The following is an 18,102-nucleotide window of genomic DNA, read 5'->3' as shown; positions in this document are numbered from 1 at the left end:
GACACATCGCCCGCGGGCACGCGGCTCCGAAGAACAGATTAAGGACCCTGCTTCGAGTCGGCGTTGTCCGAGGAGCGATCGAGGGGACGGCAGAGGCAGCGCGTCCCTGGCGTCGGCTGGAGTTCCCCGGTCACAGCAGAAACCGCGAGGTGCTCATGGAGATCCCGTCCCGTCCGGCAGTGTCGGTGTTCGCCGCCGCGGTGGCGCTCCTGCTTCCCCTGTCCGGGTGCAGAGCCGACACCCCCGAAGAGACCACGAGCGACGCACAGGCCGCGGAGGACACCGACAACGCCACCAGTGCGGACGAAGTCACCCCGGCCCGTGACTTCGAGGTACGTACCGTCGACGACGAGGAATTCGCCGGCGCCTCACTGGAGGGCAAGGCCGCGGTGCTGTGGTTCTGGGCTCCGTGGTGCACCGTCTGCCAGAGCGAGGCCGAAGGCGTGGTCGAGGCCGGCGAGCGCTATGCGGACGAGGTGGAGTTCCTCGGCGTGGCGGGACTCGGCCAGGTCGGGCCCATGCAGGAGTTCGTCGCCGACCACGAATTGGAGGAGATGACCCACCTCGTCGACAACGACGGTACGGTCTGGTCCGGGTTCGGGGTCACCAGGCAGCCCTCGTTCTCCTTCCTCCGCCCTGACGGAACCCACCACACGGTCCAGGGAGTCCTCACCGACGAGGAACTGGACGGCTACATCGAGGAGGAACTCTTGGACACCGACCAGAACACCTCGTGAACGAGCTGCCGTATGCGATCGCTGTCGTAGCGGGCATGCTCGCGGTGCTCAACCCGTGCGGTTTCGCGCTACTGCCCGGCTACGTGGCGCTGCTGGTCGCCTCCGGGCAGGACCAGGCCGGCACCGGGGGCGAGCGGTGGCGCCCCCTGGGGCGAGCGTTGGGCAGCACCGCCGCCATGACCAGCGGGTTCGTTCTCGTCTTCGCGAGCTTCGGGCTGGTCGTCACCCCGCTCGCCCTGTCGGTGGAGCGCCATCTGCCCTGGGTGACGGTCATCGCCGGCCTGGCGCTGATCGGCCTGGGCTCGTGGCTGCTGACCGGCCGCGACGTCTCTCTGGTACTGCCCAAGCCCGTACCAGGCAGGCCGGTGCGCTCACTGCGCTGGGCCGCCGTCTACGGTCTCACCTACGCCATCGCGTCGCTGTCCTGCACCATCGCCCCCTTTCTGGCTCTGACCACGAGCGCGCTGCGCTCGGCCAGCGCGCTCGGGGTGATCGCCATGTTCCTGGCCTACGCGGCCGGGATGGGGGTGGTCGTCGGCGTCATCACAGTGGCCACCGCGCTCGCCCGCGACTCCGTCGCCGCCTGGCTGCGCCGCGCGATGCCATATGTGACACGCGCAAGCGGGGCCCTGCTCCTCCTCTCCGGGAGCTACGTCGCCTACTACGGCTGGTTCGAGCTGCGGGTGTTCTCCGGCCCCATCGCCGATCCGCTGGTCGGCGCCGCCACCCGGGCCCAGGACGGCCTCGCCGGCCGGCTGGAGAGCCTCGGCCCCGGATGGGTCGCCCTCGGCCTGCTCCTCCTCGTCGCCGCCGGAGCGGCGACCACGCTCCGGCGCGCGGCACGCCGGAAAGAGCCGTCCTCGTCCGGCCGGCGCTGACCTCTCAGCCGAGGGGTCACAGTCCGAAAACAGCGGGGGCCATGTGCGCGGCGAGCGGCGGCACGACATGCTCGGCATCGCGGTACACGCCGCGCAGGGTGTTGGACGAGAACGACCGCTGGAACTCCAGTCCGACGTAGACGAGCCCCGGAGTGGCCGCCGAAAGGCCGCCGACGTGCTGGGGCATGCCGTTGTCGAGTGCCCCCAATGGCCGCAGGTAGTCGAGGTCGGGCCGGTAACCGGTGGCGAAGACGACCGTGTCCACCCTCTCGCGCACACCGTCCGACCAGACGACCTGGTCGCCGTCGAATGCGGTGAACACGCGGCGCTGGTCCATCCGCCCCGAGTCGAGGGCGTTGCGGTAGTCGCCGGTGTCCAGGACGAGTGTGGTCGTGACGATGCGGGCCAGCCATTCGGGCGGCAGGTGGTCGAAGCCGTTGCTGGTGATCCAGTAATGGAAGTCCCGCCCATGGGGGCGCTGGGACAGGAAGGCGAGTGGATGCCGGGTGGCGAGCGTGACCGAGGCGACGCCGGCGAGCTCGTATCCGACCTGCACAGCGGAGTTTCCGGCGCCGACGACCACGATGCGCTCGCCGGCGTGGTCCTTGGGGCCGCGGTAGTCGGCGACGTGCAGCAGGCGGCCGGTGAAGCCGTCCTGTCCGGGCAGCACCGGAGTGTAGGGGTTGCCGAACGATCCGCTCGCGGCCACGACGCCCGCGGTGTGCAGGGTCTCGCCCGCGGTGGTGCGTACGTGGAAACCGCCGTCGCCGTCCGCTTCCACGGAACTGACGCGGGTTCCGGTGCGGATCTCCGCGTCCAGGTCCGCGGCGTAGCGGCGCAGATAGTCGACCACCTCGTCGCGGTGCGGGTAGTGATCGGGGTCGCCGGGGAACGGCAGGCCCGGCAGCGCGCTGTAACGGGCGGGCGAGAAGAGGGCGAGGCTGTCGTAGTAGTGCGGCCAGGATCCCGTCGGTTCCGGGCCGGCTTCGAGCACGAGCGGGGCAAGGCCGTGCGCGCGCAGCGCGCGTGCGGCGGTGAGACCGGACTGGCCCGCACCGATCACGACGACGTCGTTCACGTGTACCTCCTGACGGATGGACGTGGTGTGCTCGCCATCCCGAGTGCGGCACCGACCAGGGTGATCGCGGCGAGCACGAGGAACATGGGGGAGTAGCCGTCGAGCACTCCGGCGAGCGCGGCACCGGCCCACGGTGCGAGCGCGATGGTGATGGTCAACGGCGCGGACAGCATGCCGTTGAGGTGCCCGTAATTGGCGGCGCCCCAGCGGTCGGTGATCGCGGTGGCGTGCAGCAGTGTGAGCGCGCCGCGGGCCATGCCGGCGACGACCGCCGCGGCGATCAGTGCCGCGAGCGAAGTGAGCAGGCCGAGCAGCGCTGTGGTGGCGGCGACGGCGAGCAGCACCAGCAGGCTTCGGCCGCGCACGCTGAATCTCCGCGTGAGCGGGGCGTAGCCGAGCCGGCCGAGCACCTGGCCGACGCCGCCGAGACCGAGGACGACCGCCGCCGAGCCGGCACTGACACCACGCTCGGTGAGCAGCGGCACAAGGTTGATGACCACCGCGAACGCCGCGAAGGTGGTCAGCGCGAACGCGAGCACGAGCGTGATGAACGGGCGGCCGCGCACGATCCGCGCCGGTGCGTGCGACGCCTCCGGGGACTCGCCCGGGTCGGGGGTGTGGTCCGGCCACGGCCCCCGCAGGCCCCACAGATGGCCGGGGATGGTGATGGCCGCGAGTACCGCCCCAAGCACCAGGTAGACGTGCCGCCAGTCCAGGTGGGCCCCCGAGCACGGCCGTCAGAGGGGCGAACACGGTGCTCGCCAGCCCCGCGGCGAGGGTGAGCACGGTGAGCGCTCCGACCCGCCGGGCCCCGTACCAGCGGGTCAGGGCGGCGAACGCCGGCGGGTAGAGCACGCCGCCCATCGCGATCCCGGCCAGAACCCACGCGGCGACGAACCACGCCAGGTTCTGCGCGGTCGCGATCGCCGCCATGGCGGGCACCGCCAGCAGCGACCCCGCGGTCATCACCCCGCGGGGCCCGTACCGGTCGAGCCAGCGACCGACCGGGATGCCCACAAGCGCGGCGGTGAGCTGCCCGGCCGAGAACGCCGCGGTCACCGCCGGCATCGACCAGCCGGTCGTGGCGCTGATCGAGGGGGCCAGCACCGGAAACGCGTAGTACAGCACGCCCCAGCTGGTGACCTCGGTAACGCAGAGGGCGATCAGGACCCGGCGCAGCCCCGTGCGCGACAGCCCACCGGCCCGCGCGGTCCCTGGTGCGGACCGGATCGTCTCGGCCACGCCGTCAGCGGCCGGGACCAGGAACGGTGATGGCCGCCTCGACCGGGCCGGACGGCGGACCGCAGCAGCCCTCGGTGGCGGTCTCGGCCGGCTCGTCGAACAGGTCCGCCCCGCCGCACACCCCGGTCTCCGGCAGCGTCAGCTCCACCCGCTCGGCGGCAGCATGGTCTCCGGCGATCGCCGCGACCACGGAGCGGACCTGCTCGTAGCCGGTCATCGCCAGGAAGGTGGGCGCCCGCCCGTAGCTCTTCATCCCGACCAGGAACACATCAGGCTCGGGATGCGCCAGCTCCTTCGCGCCGTGCGGGTACACGGTCCCGCAGGAGTGCACGTTCGGATCGATCAGCGGCGCCAGCGCGCGCGGCGCCTGGAGGACCGGGTCGAGGTCCAGCCGCACCTCCGACAGCCAGGACAGGTCCGGCCGGAACCCGGTCAGCACGACGGCCTCGTCCACCGGGTCCAGCCGACGCCCGTCGAGGGAGGCCGGCACCAGCCGCCCGTCCGGGACGCGCTCCACCGAGGCGGTGCGGAACCCGGTCACCGTGCGCACGTACCCGGCCTGTGCCGCGGCCTTCGCGCGCCGGCCCAGTGCTCCCCTAGCCGGCAACTGGTCGGCCTCGGCCCCACCGAAGACGTTGCCTGCCGTACCGCGGCGCAGCAGCCACACGATCTCGGTGCCCGGGTGCTCTTCCGCCAGGTCGGCGAAGGCGACCAGGGCGGTAAGGGCGGAATGGCCGCTGCCGGCGAGCGCGATCCGGTTGCCCGCGTACCGGGCCCGAACGTTGGGGTCGGCCAGATCCGGCACCCGGTAGACGATCCGCTCGGCGGCGGCCTCCCCCAATGCCGGGAGGCCGTCGCCGCCCAGGGGATTCGGTGCCGTCCAGGTGCCGGAGGCGTCTATCACCGCCCGCGCGGCGATCCGCTCCTCGCCCGCGGCCGTACGCACGTGCACCGTCAGGGGTTCGGTCTCACGTCCGGCGTCCACGACCAGGTCCCGGCCGCGCCTGGCCACTCCGACCACCCGGGTGCCGAAACGCACCCGTTCCCCCAGCACCGCGGCCAGCGGCCGCAGGTACGCATCGGCCCACTCCGCCCCCGTGGGGCAGGCCTCCGGGTCGGGCGACCGCCAACCGGTGGTCTCCAGCGTCCGGGCGGCTACCGGGTCCACTAGCTCCGGCCACCGGGAGAACAACCGGACGTGGTGCCACTGGGCCACCGCCGCCCCCGCACTCGGACCGGCCTCCAGCACCAGGGAGGGAAGGCCCCGTTCCGCCAGGTGCGCTGCCGCGGCCAGTCCGACCGGGCCCGCCCCCACCACGACCACCGGCAACTCGGTCATCCCGCACTCCTTTAATCGACGAACATCGATCCAACGAAGGAAAATGTATCGGCCGCCATCGATTAAATCAACCATCGATTCTGGTCGATAATGGGAGCATGACGATCCCGCTCCCGCAGGCCGAGGTCCTGCCCACCGCCGACGCGGCCACCTACGCCGATTGGTTCGCCTGTCTGGCCGACCCCACACGGGTGCGGCTGCTGCACGCCGTCGCCACCAGCCCGAAGGGCATCACCGTGGGCTCGCTCACCGAGATCCTGCGGATCAGCCAGTCCACCTGTTCGCACCACGTGCGCAAACTGGCCGAGGTCGGGTTCGTGCTCGCCCGGAGGAGGGCACCGCCACCCTGGTCTCGGTCAACTCCGCCTGCTGCACCGGACTGCCGCACGCCGCCGACGCGGTGATGGGCATGCTCGCGCCCCGCCCGTGCTGCCCGGACAACCTGCCCGCGGACGTGCGCGTCCGGGCCCTGCACGCCGCTGACTGGCCCGCGGTGCGACGCATCTACGCCGAGGGCATCGCAATGGGGCACGCCACCTTCGAGACCCAGGTGCCGCCCCGTACCACCCTGGAAGCCAAGTGGCTGCCCGAGCACCGATGGGTGGCCGAGATCGACGGAGAGGTCGCCGGCTGGGCCGCCGCCTGCCCGGTATCCGCCCGGGAGTGCTACGCCGGAGTGGCCGAGACATCGGTCTATGTCGGCTGCGACTTCCGGGGCAGGGGCGTCGGAAGGGCTCTGCTGCACAAGCAGGTCACCGCCGCCGACGCGGGCGACCTGTGGACCCTGCAGACCTCGATCTTCCCCGAGAACCGCGCCAGCCTCACCCTGCACCACGCCGCCGGGTTCCGCACCGTCGGCGTGCGCGAGCGCATCGCGCAGCACCATGGTGTCTGGCGCGACACCGTCCTCCTGGAACGCCGCTCCCCGCTCGATTAGGAAACCTCGGCGATCCCGCGGAAGTCGTCCGGCGCCGCATGGGAGGCGGCCCGGTCTCCGCAGGATCACCGGAAGGGGGCGTTAGGATCGCTGCTGGAGTGATGACGAAACAGGAACTGGTCGACCGCCGGCAGCGCGAGATCATCGCCGTTGCCTCGCGGGTCTTCGCCGAGCGCGGCTACCACAACACCGGGGTGGCGGACATCGCCCGTGAACTCGGGGCCGGGCACGGTACCTTCTACCGCTACTTCGAGAGCAAGCTCGACCTGTTGCGGCACGTGCTCGACCACGCTGTGGACCGCATCATGGCGGCGCTGGCCGACGAGGATCCGGGGGCCAGCGACACTGCGCAGGAATACCGCGCTCAGGTCGAGCGCATCGGCGCCGCCCTCTTCCGCCTCCTCCGCGACGACGACCACCTCGTCCGCCTGCTGACAATGCACGCCTCCAACGTCGACGCCGAGATCACCGCGCGCGTGTCCGAGGCGGCCGAGTCGCTGTTCTCACTCACCGAGTCCTACCTGCGCAACGGTGTGGACAAGGGGTTCCTGCGCGCCGATCTGGATATCGAGATCACCGCGCGAGGTGTGAACGGCATGATTCTCCTGGGGGCGCTGAACGCGCTCGGCCGCGAGGAGGCGATCAACAGCGAGCGGTGGATCCGCGGGTTCACCGACCTGATGTTCGACGGCATCACCGCCCGTTAGTCGGCCTCCTGCTCCCCGGGCCACCGCGCCCTCCCCCCTTCTCCAGCGGAAGAGCAGGCCGGGCCGACTGTTCCGAAAACCGGTGATCAGCCTCTTGCCCATAACTTACTCATAAGTAGAATGACTAGTCATTCCGTTCTTGTGCGGCTTCTACAGGAGTTGGCATGGTGCAGGTCGACGTGTTCTGGTCATACGCCATCGGGGCGGGATTCGCCCTTGCCGCTGGAGAGCGTCCGCGAGCGGAGATGACAGGCCTACCTCCGGAGGGCGAAGGAGGCGGAGATGTACTGCGGAACCCGCACTTCACCGCGTCGGTGCTGTTCTTCGCGGTGGTCTTCGCTCCGAGCGGAGCCTGGCTGCTATGGGCCTTTCCCGGTTGGGAGACCATGCACGCGGCCAGCGGACACGCCGCGATCCCGGCCTGGGTGGTGGCCGCGTTCGCAGCCACCAACACCGCCCTGGGGGCCGCCGGTTTCGTCGCCACCCGGCGGCTGGTCCGGCTCGGGCGGAACCGGTTGGCCGCTCTGCAGTTCCTCGGCGGCTACTTCGGTTTCTTCCTCATCCTGGTGCACGGCTGGGACGGCACCGGGTACCGGCGCTTCCTCTCTTCCACCGCCGCGGACCTCGCCGCGTGGGAATCCGGCGCGCCCCTGGCCAACGCAGCCGAGTGGCTGTCCTCCGGCGTCGCTCTCACCCTCTACGGGATGGGTGCCGTCATGCTTCCGCTCATGCTGGGCATGATGGCCCGCTGGCACAACGCGGAACGCCGACGGGCCGGAATCCGGTCCTCGGCGTCGACCGCCAGTGCGTTCATCGCACGTGTACTCGTCTACGTCTTCGGAATCGCGCTCGGTGCCGCCGTTCTCACCAGTGCGCTCATCCACCACATCGGCTGGCTCGGCGGTCTGGCGGTCTCCGGTACGCTCGCTGCGGCGTCCTGCCTCCCGCGCCGGGGAGTGCTCGCCTGGGTGGGCGACCGGTTCTGAACAGCCGGTACATCAGCCTTCCGTAGGGGTGAGCAGCACGAAGTCCGCACCGGAGAGGTCGAGGCAGACGGCCAGCCGCCCGACCCCCTCAGCGTCCTCCGGTCCCATCTGTACGCTGCCGCCGTTCTCGGCGACCCTGGCGACCGCGGCATCGCAGTCCGCGACCTCGAACACCGGGTGCCAATAGGGGCGGCCGCCACTCAAGGCAAGATCTTCCGCTGCGAGCTGCATGATGCCGCCCTGCATGCGCTCCTCGCCGTGGCCGGAGGGATTGATGAGCCAATATGTCCCCCCGCCGCCCGGTAGCGGCATGCCCTGGGTCGTCCATCCGAAGACGGTGCCGTAGAACTCCTTCGCGGCGTCCGCGTCGGTGGTGTAGTGCTCGATCCAGTTCAGGGCGCCCGGTTCGTTCACCGCTTCCAGCCCCTGGTTCTTCACCGCCTGCCAGACGGCGAACTCGCCCCCCAGGGGGTCGGTGAACTGGGCCATTCGGGCCTCACCGTTGACATCGAACGGGGCGACCCGCACCGTGCCGCCCGACCCCTCCACGGTCTGGGCCGTGGCCTGCGCATCGGGGGTGGCGAAGTAGATCATCCAGGCCGAGCTCGCCCCCTCCTCCGTGAGCGGGCCGACCGCGGCGACCGTCCTTCCGTCCATTTGGAAGAAGCCGTACCCGTCCCCCTCCGACTCGAAGGGCCGGTACTCCCAGCCGAAAACCGAGCCATAGAAGGCGACCGCGGCGTCGACATCCGGAGCGCCGAGATCGATCCAACACGGGGAGCCAGGGATGAGGTCAGTGGTCAGCATGGTGATTCCCTTCGCAGATCGCTGCTCTCCCCAGGGTGCGCCATCCGCCCCCGATATTCGCCCGCGGGCTGTTTTCGAACCTGCCAAATTTCCGCCAACACGGAGGAAGGCGCGCTCTCGCCGACGCCTGTGGTGGACGGCGGTCCCGGTTCCGGTGCCGCGCGTTCAGACGCCGGGAACGGCCGGTGATCGCCCTCCGCACGGAGGGACTCACGCTGGCATCACCCTTCCCACCTGGTGATATATCCGTATACTGGCGCTGTTCGGGCCGGGGGTTCAGTGGAGCCCGAGCCGTTTGCCATGGGGGCAACGGATGCGACGTGTGGCTACGGGGCTGCTGGGCCGGGAAAGTGAGCTGGCCCGGGTCTGTGCGTTACTCGAAGAGACGCCGCTGTTGACAGTGACCGGGGCCGGCGGGGTGGGGAAAACCCGCCTGGGGCTGGCCGCCGCCGAGACGGTCGGGAGAACCGGCCGCAGGGTCGCCGTGTGCGAGCTGAGCGAGGTGGGCGACTCGGCCGCCGTTCCGTTCGCCGTCGCTGATGCGCTGGGCTTCCCCTCCCTGGAGACCGCCATGCTCGGGCTCGACGAGGAAGCGCGGCTGCTGGTCCTGGACAACTGCGAGCACGTTCTCGACGCCGCCGCCGATGTGGTGGCGCGGCTGGTCGAGCGCTACGCCGGCGTTACCGTACTGGCCACCAGCAGGGAGCCGCTCGACCTACCGGTGGAGCGGGTGCTCGCCCTGGGCGCGCTGGAGCTGCCGTCAGACTTGGAGACCGCGGGGGACTCGCCCGCGGTACGGCTGTTTCTGGCTCGCGCCGTCGCGGTCGGCGCGCCCCTGAGCCTGACCTCCGACGCCGAGGCGATCACGGCACTGTGCCGGCGCCTCGACGGGCTGCCGCTGGCCATCGAGCTGGCCGCGGCCCGGATGCGCAGCCTGACCCCGAACGAGGCACTCGATCACCTCGACCGCAGGCTCGGGCTGCTCAGCCAGAACCGCGACCGCGGACCGGAGCGGCACCGCAGCCTGGAGGCGGCGATCAGCTGGTCCTACGACCGGCTGCCCGCGGCGGCTCGGAGATACTTCGAACGGGTCGGGGTGTTCTCCGGGCGGTTCACCGCGGACACCGCGCATGCGGTGGCGGCCGAGCCGGGGGCCGATCCGCTTGACACAGTGAAGCTGCTCGACCAGCTCGTCGTGCAGTCACTGGTCACCATCGAACAGCGGGAGGGACGCACCTGGTACGGGCTGCTGGACACGTTGCGCAGCTATGCCAGGGCACGGCTGGCCGAACGCGGCGAACTGGGCACGGTGCGGGACCGCTGGGTCGCCTCGATCGTGGCCACCGCCGTCGCCACTCGGGGACGGATGCTGCGGGCCTGGCCGATGGACCTGTTCGTCACCCTGCAGAATGTGCACGGCGACGTCGACGAGGCACTGCGCTGGTGCATCGACCACGACGACCGGCCCGACCGGGCGCTGCCGCTGTTCGTTCCGCTGTGCGGACTGCTCAAGAAGCGCAACGCGATGCCCGTTGCCGAGCTCGGCGACCTGCTGCTGGAACGCTGGCCGGACGAGGCCACGGAACGCTGGGCCGAAGCCGCGGCGGCGGCCTCGGTCGCGCACGTACTGCGTGGTTCGGGTGCGCGCGGCGCCGCACTGGCCCACCGGGCCATCGTCGATGCCCGGTCCGGGCTGGCGGAGGTCAACGCCCGCCGGGCGCTCTTCTTCCACGACCGGATGGCGGGCCGCAACGAACACGCGCTGCGCTGGGTGGAGGAGGCGATCGAGCACGCCGTCGCATACGACATGGTCCCCTGGCACAACGAGCTGCTGACCTTCCGAGCCATCGCGTTGGCAGCACTGGGACGGACAGAGGAGGCCGTCACCCAGGCAGGCACGGCGTACCGGGCCGCGGCCGGGATCGGCAGCCCGGCACTGGAGGCGTGGGCCGCGTCGATCCAGGCGTGCCTGATCGCGCTGCGCGACCCGGTGGCCGGACGGGCCACCCTGGAGGAGGCCGCCGCGTACTGCGAGCGGGTCGACTACCCGATCGGCGCCGGCATAAGCCTGCGTGCGCTGGGGGCACTGTCCCTACGGGCAGGTCGGCACACGGAGGCGGCCGGGCTGCTCGCCCGGGCGCTCGACGCCTACACCGGGATCGGCTACGCGTCGGAGATCCGGGAGACGCTGCGCTGGGTCGCGCGGCTCGTACTGCTGGCCGAACGGCACACCGACACGGCCGGGCTGCTGTGGCGGTCCGCGGTATCGGCGCACGGCGACGTCGTCGACGCTCTCAGCCCGGCAGAGGCGAACCGGGAACTCGCGCGGATGGCGGCCGCGCCGACCGCCGGCACGGCAATGGTGCCGACGGAGCCGTCGCTGGCCGACGCGGTGGCGCTGGCCCGCCGCGAACTCGCCGCCCTCACCGCCGCCCCGGTCGGCCTAACGGACCGGCCGGGTGGGCCTGAGCCCGCGACGACAGGTCCCGCGGCCTCCCACGAGGAGCCCGAGCGTGAGCCGGCGAACGTCTTCCGGCTCGACGGCGCCATCTGGACCCTGTCGTTCGCGCGCACCACTGTCCGGCTCCCCGACCTCAAAGGACTGCACGACCTCGCCGTGCTGCTCGCCCGCCCGGACCGGGAGGTGCACTGCACCGAACTGGTGGGCGCAATGGTGGAACAGGCCGACACCGGCCCGATCCTGGACGAGCGCGCCCGCCGCGAGTACCAGGCGCGGGTGATCGAACTGCAGGAGGAGCTGGCCGAGGCCGAAGACGCCAACGACCGCGGACGGGCGGAGAAGGCCGGCGTCGAAATGGAACTGCTACTCAGCCAGCTCACCGCGGCCAGCGGGTTGGGCGGCCGCCCCCGCCGCGACGGAAGCGGCACCGACCGTGCCCGCTCCGCGGTGACCTGGCGGATCCGCGCGGCGATCAAGCGCATCGACACGGCCCACCCGGTCCTCGGCGCCCACCTGCGCAACGCGGTGCACACCGGGGCGTGGTGCGCCTACCGGCCCGATCCGGCGCCGGCGTGGGACCTGTAAGGCCGCGCCCCACACCGTAAGGCCCCGCCTTCCGCCTTTCCGGGTGAGAGTAGGAAACCGGCCCGGAAGGAAACCATGCACACCCGCTGCACCATGCCGTTCTGTGTCGCCGCCGCGCACCGACACGCCGCGGAACCGATGACCGCGCCCCGGCGAGGCCACCGGACGCCGTCGCCAACGCCGCCATCGGCCCACCGGCACCTGAGGAGCGTTCTGGGATGATCGCCACCGAGACACAACACCTTCTCTTCGACTCCGCCCGCCTCGAACGCCTGCTGGGCAACGCAGTCGTCGACGCCGGCGCGACCATGGCCGCCGGACTGGTCGTACTCGGCTCCCGACTGGGCCTGTACGCCGCCCTCGATGACGGTCCGCTGACCACCGCCGAACTCGCCGAGCGCACCGGCACCGCCGAGCGGTACGTCCGGGAGTGGGCCAGAGCGCAGGCCGCCGGGGGCTACCTGACCTACCACGCCGACAGTGACCGTTTCGGGCTCAGTCCCGAGCAGTCGCTCGTCTTCGACCCGGAGGGTCCGGTGAACGCGGCCGCGATGTTCGAGCTGTCAGTGAACGTGCTAAGCGGCCTTGACCGGCTGGAAAACGGCATGCGTACCGGTGCCGGGCGGGGCTGGCACGACCAGAGCGACGACGTGGTCTGCGGCACCGCCGGGTTCTACGCCGCCGGTTACCGCACCTACCTGCTCACCGACTGGATTCCCGCACTCGACGGAGTGTCCGAGCGGCTCAGGGCGGGCGCGAGGGTCGCCGACGTCGGCTGCGGACACGGGGTCACCACAGTGCTGCTGGCCAAGTCCTTCCCGGCCTCGACCTTCCACGGCTTCAACTACCACGCCGCCTCGATCGCCCGGGCCCGCGACGCCGCCGACGACGCCGGGGTGGCCGACCGGGTCACCTTCGAAACCCGCGACGCCGCCGATATCCCGGCGTTGGGCTATGACCTGGTGTGCACGTTCGACGCGCTGCACGACTACGGGGACCCGTTCGCGGCCGCGCGCCGGGTGCGCGAGTCGCTCGTTCCGGGCGGCAGTTGGATGATCGTCGAGCCGCGGACGGGAGACTCGGTCACCGACAACCTGAACCCGGTCGGCCGGATGTTCTACTCCGGCTCCACCTACATGTGCGTTCCGAACGCCCTTGACCAGGGAGGATCAGCGTTGGGGGCCCAAGCCGGCGAGGCGGCGCTGCGCGAACTCCTCACCGCAGCGGGGTTCGGCGACGTCCGGGTGGCGGCGAAGACGCAGTTCAACATGGTGCTCCAGGCGCGCCCATAGCAGTCGGCGGCGTTCCCGCGGCATACGCCGGAACTCCCCTCAGGGAAGCCCGCGGGCCGAGGCGTTCGCGCAGGACGCCGCCCGAACCCTGCCGAGGGGAATCGGGGCCCGTCCGCGTCGGGCCCCGACTACGCGCTCTGAGCGGCGGATCCTCTCGACCGCGGCACCCCCATGCCGGTTACCGGCGTGGACGAACACGTGAAAGAGCCGACCACCGCAGAAACCATCCCACGGAGGAAACTCATGTACCTGCAGATCATCACCTTCCGCCTCGATGGAATCTCCCCGGACGAGTTCGCGGTCCTCAACGACCGCGTGGCAACGCAGTACGGCGGGATGCCTGGTCTGATCAGCAAGATCTTCCTTGCTGATCCCGACGACGACCACGCCTACGGCGGGGTGTACCTCTGGGAGACCCGCGACAATGCGGAACGTTATCTACAGAATGGGCCGGTCCAGATCCTGGTGAACGACCCCCGGTTCGTCGACCTGCAAACCCGGACCATGGTCGTGTTGTCCAAACCGACCTCGATCACCGGCGGTCCGGTCGCCGGAATGGTGTCGGGTTCGACCGCCTGACGACCGTCACCGGGGAAATTCCGCCCTACATGGTCTTTTGGGCGAGGACGCCGAGCGGGTGGCCACCGACAAAGGGGTGTGCATCCGCCCGGTGAACCTGCGGCGCACCGACACCACTACCGGTGAGTCCGGGCTGGTGGACAGGTTCGTGCGGAATTCGCGCCGGGTGGCCGGGTTCGATGCCCACTACGTCACGGCCGTGTAGAGCCACAGCGCCGGCTGGTGCCCCACCCGCACGGCCACCCGGGGCACCAGCCTCCGCCCAGAGCCGCGCCAGACCGCGACGGGCCACCTGATAGGAAGCACGCCCGGGCCGCGTGAGGACTCTCAGCGATGCGCAACGGCCACCCTGGCACTCGCCCGGGTGGGGGTCGGACGTGCCGACCAGTGGCGCTCAGGCGCGGGTGACGTCGAGCTCTCCCTGGGAATACGAGGTACGCAGCCGCTTCTTGTCGAACTTGCCGACGCTGGTCTTGGGCACCTCGTCGACGAACGTCCACTGCTCGGGCATCTGCCACCGGGCGACCTTGTCGGTCAGGAACTCGCGCAGCTCACCCGCGGTGACCTGCTGCCCCTCGGCCACCACCACCGCAACCAGCGGACGCTCGTCCCATTTCTCGTCCGGAACGCCGATCACCGCGGCCTCGACCACGGCCGGGTGGCTCATCACGTGGTTCTCCAGGCCCACCGACGAGATCCACTCGCCCCCGGACTTGATCACGTCCTTGGTCCGGTCGGTCAGGGTCAGGAAACCGTCGGGGCTGATCGTGCCGACGTCCCCGGTGCGCAGCCAGCCGTCGCGGAACTTCTCCGGATCGACGTCCGCACCGCCGTAGTAAGACTCCGCGATCCACGGCCCCCGGACCTCCAGCTCGCCCACGGACTCGTTGTCCCACGGCAGTTCCGCGCCGGTTTCCCCCACCAGCCGCGCCCGCACCGACGCGGGAAAGCGGCCCTGCGTGTAGCGGTACGCCCACCGCTCCCTTCCCGTGGTCCGCGCCGGAGGACGGGCGACGCTGCCCAGCGGCGAGGTCTCCGTCATGCCCCACGCGTGCAGCACCGGGACACCGTAGCGCTCCTCGAACGCGTGCATCAGCGACGGCGGCGCCGCGGACCCGCCGATGATGACCTCGCGCAGGTGCGAGATGTCCTGCGGGTGCGCTTCGAGGTGCTGGAGCAGCCCCTGCCAGATGGCGGGCACCGCCGCGGCGAAGGCCGGTCTCTCGGCCGCCAGGATCTCCGCGATCGGACCGGGCTGCAGGAACCGATCGGGCATCACCAGTGAGGCGCCGACCATCAGCGCGGCGTAGGGCAGGCCCCAGGACATCGCGTGAAACATCGGCACGATCGCCAGCGCGGTGTCGCCCTGGGCCAGGCGCATGCTGTCGCTCATGCAGACCTGCATCGAGTGCAGCCAGATCGACCGGTGCGAGTAGACGACGCCTTTCGGATCCCCGGTGGTGCCGGAGGTGTAACACATCGCCGCGGCGGAGCGCTCGTCGATATCGGGCCAGTCGAAGACGTCCGGTTGGGCCGCCAGCAGCTCGTCGTAGGAGTGCACCTCGACACCGTGCGGGGCCTCCAGGACGCCGGCGTCGCCGCCGGTCACGATCACGTGCTCGACGGTCGTCATCGACGGGAGGTGCTTGGCCAGCATCGGCCCGAGGGTGCCGTCGACCAGGATCACCCGGTCCTCGGCGTGGTTGGCGATGTAGACCAACTGGTCGGGGAACAGCCGGATGTTGAGGGTGTGCAGCACCGCCCCCATCGACGGGATCGCGCAGTAGGCGACCATGTGCTCGGCGTTGTTCCACATGAACGTTCCGACCCGCTGGTCGCCCGTGACACCGAGACCGCGCAACGCGTTGGCCAGCCGCGCCGAGTTCCGCCCCACCTCGGCGAAGGTTGACCGGCGCGCGTCCGCTCCGGTCCACGTGACGATTTCACTGGCCGCGTGCGCAACGCTGCCGTGCCGCAACAGGTTCGCGATCGAGAGATTTCCGTCCTGCATCGTGCTCAACATGGTCGCTCCCTTGGGGTGTTCAGGAGTTGCTGGAATCGCTTTATCGGGCCGCATCCCGGCGGGGCGCCGCGAGCCCGGTCCTCTCCGCCACCGGTGTCCATAGCCCGAACGACTCGTCATATGCGACGAACCGCCACCGCGGCGGGGCCGTCCGCTCATGAGGTTCCCCCTGACTCCAACGGGCACACCACGGCACGGGCCCGGACACGCGCAGTCCGGTGCCGACGGAGGGGCTCAGCCTTCGCGGACCCGGATGCCGGGTCGCCACCCGAGCAGCCGCGAGATCCCCAGACCACTCGCCAGGACCGACGGAAGGGCGGCCTGGTGCTTGACCGAGCCCGCCCGGAGCACCACCGACAGCGCCGCGACGACGCGACCGTGGCCGTCGACGATTCGCGTGGCCACCGAGTCGGCCTCCTCGGTCAGCTCACCGCGAACGCCGGCAGTGCCGGTCCGGCGGCACGCTGCGATCTCGTTGCGCAGTTCCGCCGGGTCGACCACCGTCCGCGGCGTGTAGCGACGAAGCCCGCCATTCAAGACGCTCTCGATCAGCTCCGGGCCACCATGGCTGAGCAGCACCTTTCCGACGCCGGAACAATGGAGCGGCAGACGTCCACCGACCCGCGACACCAGTCTCTGAGCGTGCGGTTCGGAAAGCCGCTCGATGATCACTGCCTCGTGTCCGTCGAGGACGGCCAGTTGCAGATGCTGGTGAAGCGCGCTGTGGAGGTCCTCCATGAACGGCTGGGCCAGGGTCCGCAACGACTCGGTCAGCGGCGCCTAGAAGGCTGCTGAAGATCTTGGGGGAGCGGCTTCTTGCAGGGTCCAGCTGCGGGGTGTGGGTGAGTCCGAGGTTGACCAGGCGCCGTAGGTTGAGCGCGGCGGCGCGCGTGTGGAGCCAGATGTCGTTGTCTACCGTGCCGCGGTAGCGCAATCGGCGGTTGCCCTTGTCCGCGAGCCAGGCGATACAGCGTTCGACCGGGGGCCGCCACCGGCGGTACTCCGCCTGCCAGCCCGGATCCTCACATGCCCGGCGCCGTGCAGCGGCCTGCAGGTCGTGGTGCGGGCGGATGGTCACAATCCGCCCGTTCTTGGCAGTGGTGCAGCGTGGGCGCAGCGGGCAGGGGCCGCACCGGTGGCCGAACTCGGCCTTGCGCTGACGGTGCGGCCCGCCTTCGCGACCAAGAGCCACCGTGTGCCCGGCCGGGCAGGCCACCCGTCCCGCCGCGGTGTCGATAGTGAAGTCGTCCAGGGTGAAGCCACCAGCAACAACCGCACGCAGCGGCGCGGGATTGATCACCGTCCGGTGCCCGGATTCGGCCAGCAGCCCGCGCAGCTCCCCTGCGCTATAGGCGCTGTCGCCCAGCACGGTCAACGGGGCGTACTCGTCAACGAGCAGGTCAGCGGCGATCACGGCCTCGTGGTGGTCTGGCCCGCTGCCCGGGCGCAAGGCAACAGCGGTGAACAGCCCCGTCTCGGGCTCCACAGCCACGTGGGCCTTGTATCCGTCCTGGCGCTGGGTCCGGCTCTTGTGCACATGCCGGGAGTCAGCATCGACAGTGGAGACCACGCGATCCGAGGCGGTGCCCGAACAGATCCGCCACCGCCCGTCACTGCCGTCGGAGCCCGCGGCGGGCTCGACGTCTTGGCCGGCAACCAGAGCGAGCAATCCCACCGCGTCGGCCGCCGCGTGCCCCAGCGGCTGCTCGGGCACATGGGCCAGAACATTGATCGCGTCGGTGACCAGGCCATCGACCAGCCCGACGCGGGCCTGGGCATCCTCCCAGGCGATGCGCGGCTTGCCCGGATCGGCGTAGTCATGGGCGCGACAGTGGCGGGCCACCACCTCCCCTGCGCCGGGCACCTCGCGGGCCACCCGGCGGATGCAGGCGATGATCTGGGTAACGGTGTCCTGGATGGCCACCGCGTCATCGAGCACGGCCGAGTCCAGCGCTCGACGCTGACGAGCCTTGAGCACACCGGTCTCAGCGATCACCCGGCTGGTGATGGTGAAGACCCGGCGGGGATCGGCCAAGGCGGCCAAACGCCGCCGGAAGTAGGTGAGCAGGGAAGGATCAAAACCGCCATCATGCAGCCCCAGGCCGCAGGCCGCCTTCCACCACAGGTCATAGCGCAGGTTCTGGACGGCCTCGCGATCAGAGGCGCCTTCCAGCGCTTGCAAGACCACCACTGCGGCCAGCACCGAGGGCGGCGCGCTGGGACGCCCGTTGGGCGAAGGGTACATATCAGCGAACGCCTCGGGCTCAAACAACTCCTCACGATGCTGGGCCAAGAAGGCATGCACACCATCGGGCGGGATCATCTGCCGACAGCTCTCCCACACATCCGGCCCCACGGACCCACCATCCATTCTCCCTGCATGCACGCGATTGTGGCCCCGCAGCATCCACCGCGGGGCCACAATCCCAAGATCTTCAGCAGCCTTCTAGT

General features: G+C 70.6%; 14 protein-coding genes and 3 pseudogenes. 9 read left to right on the top strand and 8 right to left on the bottom strand.

All coding sequences use genetic code 11. From position 1 onward, the window contains the following. Window positions 1–155: 155 nt before the first annotated feature. Complete coding sequence (locus tag VS93_RS06835) at window positions 156–737, top strand: redoxin domain-containing protein (protein WP_082126673.1); 582 nt, start codon at window positions 156–158, stop codon at window positions 735–737. Further along, entirely contained in the window at window positions 734–1,615 is an 882-nt protein-coding gene (locus VS93_RS06830) for a cytochrome c biogenesis CcdA family protein (RefSeq protein ID WP_046469170.1), read from the top strand. Before VS93_RS06835 ends, VS93_RS06830 begins: the two co-directional genes overlap by 4 nt. A gap of 16 nt (window positions 1,616–1,631) precedes the next feature. On the opposite strand, the gene VS93_RS06825 is transcribed toward VS93_RS06830, so the two are convergent. The 4 genes and pseudogenes from VS93_RS06825 to VS93_RS06815 form a co-directional block, all read right to left on the bottom strand. Next, window positions 1,632–2,693 carry a flavin-containing monooxygenase gene (locus VS93_RS06825; protein WP_046469169.1) on the bottom strand — a complete coding sequence of 354 codons (1,062 nt, stop codon included), beginning with the start codon at window positions 2,691–2,693 and terminating at the stop codon, window positions 1,632–1,634. Then, complete coding sequence (locus VS93_RS31140; RefSeq protein ID WP_236700381.1) at window positions 2,690–3,385, bottom strand: MFS transporter; 696 nt, start codon at window positions 3,383–3,385, stop codon at window positions 2,690–2,692. The genes VS93_RS06825 and VS93_RS31140 overlap by 4 nt, the downstream gene beginning before the upstream one ends. A gap of 91 nt (window positions 3,386–3,476) precedes the next feature. Next, a pseudogene (locus VS93_RS31135) lies at window positions 3,477–3,800 on the bottom strand (MFS transporter); the annotation flags it as partial. A gap of 139 nt (window positions 3,801–3,939) precedes the next feature. Next, window positions 3,940–5,274, bottom strand: a complete 1,335-nt coding sequence (locus VS93_RS06815; protein WP_046469168.1) for an FAD-dependent oxidoreductase — start codon at window positions 5,272–5,274, stop codon at window positions 3,940–3,942. A 98-nt stretch (window positions 5,275–5,372) separates the two neighbouring features. Here VS93_RS06815 and VS93_RS06810 point away from each other — a divergent pair. From VS93_RS06810 to VS93_RS06800, 3 genes and pseudogenes are all read left to right on the top strand, one after another. Beyond that, window positions 5,373–6,211: pseudogene (locus tag VS93_RS06810) on the top strand (helix-turn-helix domain-containing GNAT family N-acetyltransferase). A gap of 101 nt (window positions 6,212–6,312) precedes the next feature. Continuing rightward, entirely contained in the window at window positions 6,313–6,918 is a 606-nt protein-coding gene (locus VS93_RS06805; RefSeq protein ID WP_046469167.1) for a TetR/AcrR family transcriptional regulator, read from the top strand. Window positions 6,919–7,082: 164 nt separating this feature from the next. Then, window positions 7,083–7,904: a hypothetical protein gene (locus tag VS93_RS06800; RefSeq protein WP_046469166.1), complete on the top strand. Its 822-nt coding sequence runs from the start codon at window positions 7,083–7,085 to the stop codon at window positions 7,902–7,904. Between the two features lie 12 nt (window positions 7,905–7,916). Here the strand turns inward: VS93_RS06800 and VS93_RS06795 are convergent, their stop codons facing one another. Continuing rightward, entirely contained in the window at window positions 7,917–8,711 is a 795-nt protein-coding gene (locus tag VS93_RS06795; RefSeq protein WP_046469165.1) for a VOC family protein, read from the bottom strand. A 313-nt stretch (window positions 8,712–9,024) separates the two neighbouring features. Here VS93_RS06795 and VS93_RS26735 point away from each other — a divergent pair, with 313 nt between their 5' ends. From VS93_RS26735 to VS93_RS32830, 4 genes are all read left to right on the top strand, one after another. Continuing rightward, window positions 9,025–11,757, top strand: coding sequence for an ATP-binding protein (locus VS93_RS26735; RefSeq protein WP_162231648.1), 2,733 nt, complete (start codon window positions 9,025–9,027; stop codon window positions 11,755–11,757). Window positions 11,758–11,975: 218 nt separating this feature from the next. Beyond that, window positions 11,976–13,049, top strand: coding sequence for a class I SAM-dependent methyltransferase (locus tag VS93_RS06785; protein ID WP_046469164.1), 1,074 nt, complete (start codon window positions 11,976–11,978; stop codon window positions 13,047–13,049). A gap of 243 nt (window positions 13,050–13,292) precedes the next feature. After that, window positions 13,293–13,628: a YdhR family protein gene (locus tag VS93_RS06780; RefSeq protein ID WP_046469163.1), complete on the top strand. Its 336-nt coding sequence runs from the start codon at window positions 13,293–13,295 to the stop codon at window positions 13,626–13,628. Between the two features lie 58 nt (window positions 13,629–13,686). Then, entirely contained in the window at window positions 13,687–13,833 is a 147-nt protein-coding gene (locus tag VS93_RS32830) for a hypothetical protein (protein WP_338022682.1), read from the top strand. Window positions 13,834–14,022: 189 nt separating this feature from the next. Here the strand turns inward: VS93_RS32830 and VS93_RS06775 are convergent, their stop codons facing one another. The 3 genes and pseudogenes from VS93_RS06775 to VS93_RS27720 form a co-directional block, all read right to left on the bottom strand. Continuing rightward, the gene (locus tag VS93_RS06775) at window positions 14,023–15,651 is read right to left on the bottom strand and encodes a long-chain fatty acid--CoA ligase (protein WP_046469162.1); all 1,629 of its coding nucleotides are present in this window, start codon (window positions 15,649–15,651) and stop codon (window positions 14,023–14,025) included. A gap of 234 nt (window positions 15,652–15,885) precedes the next feature. After that, the gene (locus VS93_RS06770) at window positions 15,886–16,389 is read right to left on the bottom strand and encodes an IclR family transcriptional regulator (RefSeq protein WP_082126680.1); all 504 of its coding nucleotides are present in this window, start codon (window positions 16,387–16,389) and stop codon (window positions 15,886–15,888) included. 103 nt (window positions 16,390–16,492) lie between these two features. Then, a pseudogene (locus tag VS93_RS27720) lies at window positions 16,493–18,055 on the bottom strand (IS1182 family transposase); the annotation flags it as partial. Between the last annotated feature and the right edge of the window lie 47 nt (window positions 18,056–18,102).

The sequence above is a fragment of the Allosalinactinospora lopnorensis genome, from assembly GCF_000981225.1.
Classification (GTDB): domain Bacteria; phylum Actinomycetota; class Actinomycetes; order Streptosporangiales; family Streptosporangiaceae; genus Allosalinactinospora; species Allosalinactinospora lopnorensis.
This window is presented reverse-complemented; position numbering and strand designations above follow the sequence as displayed.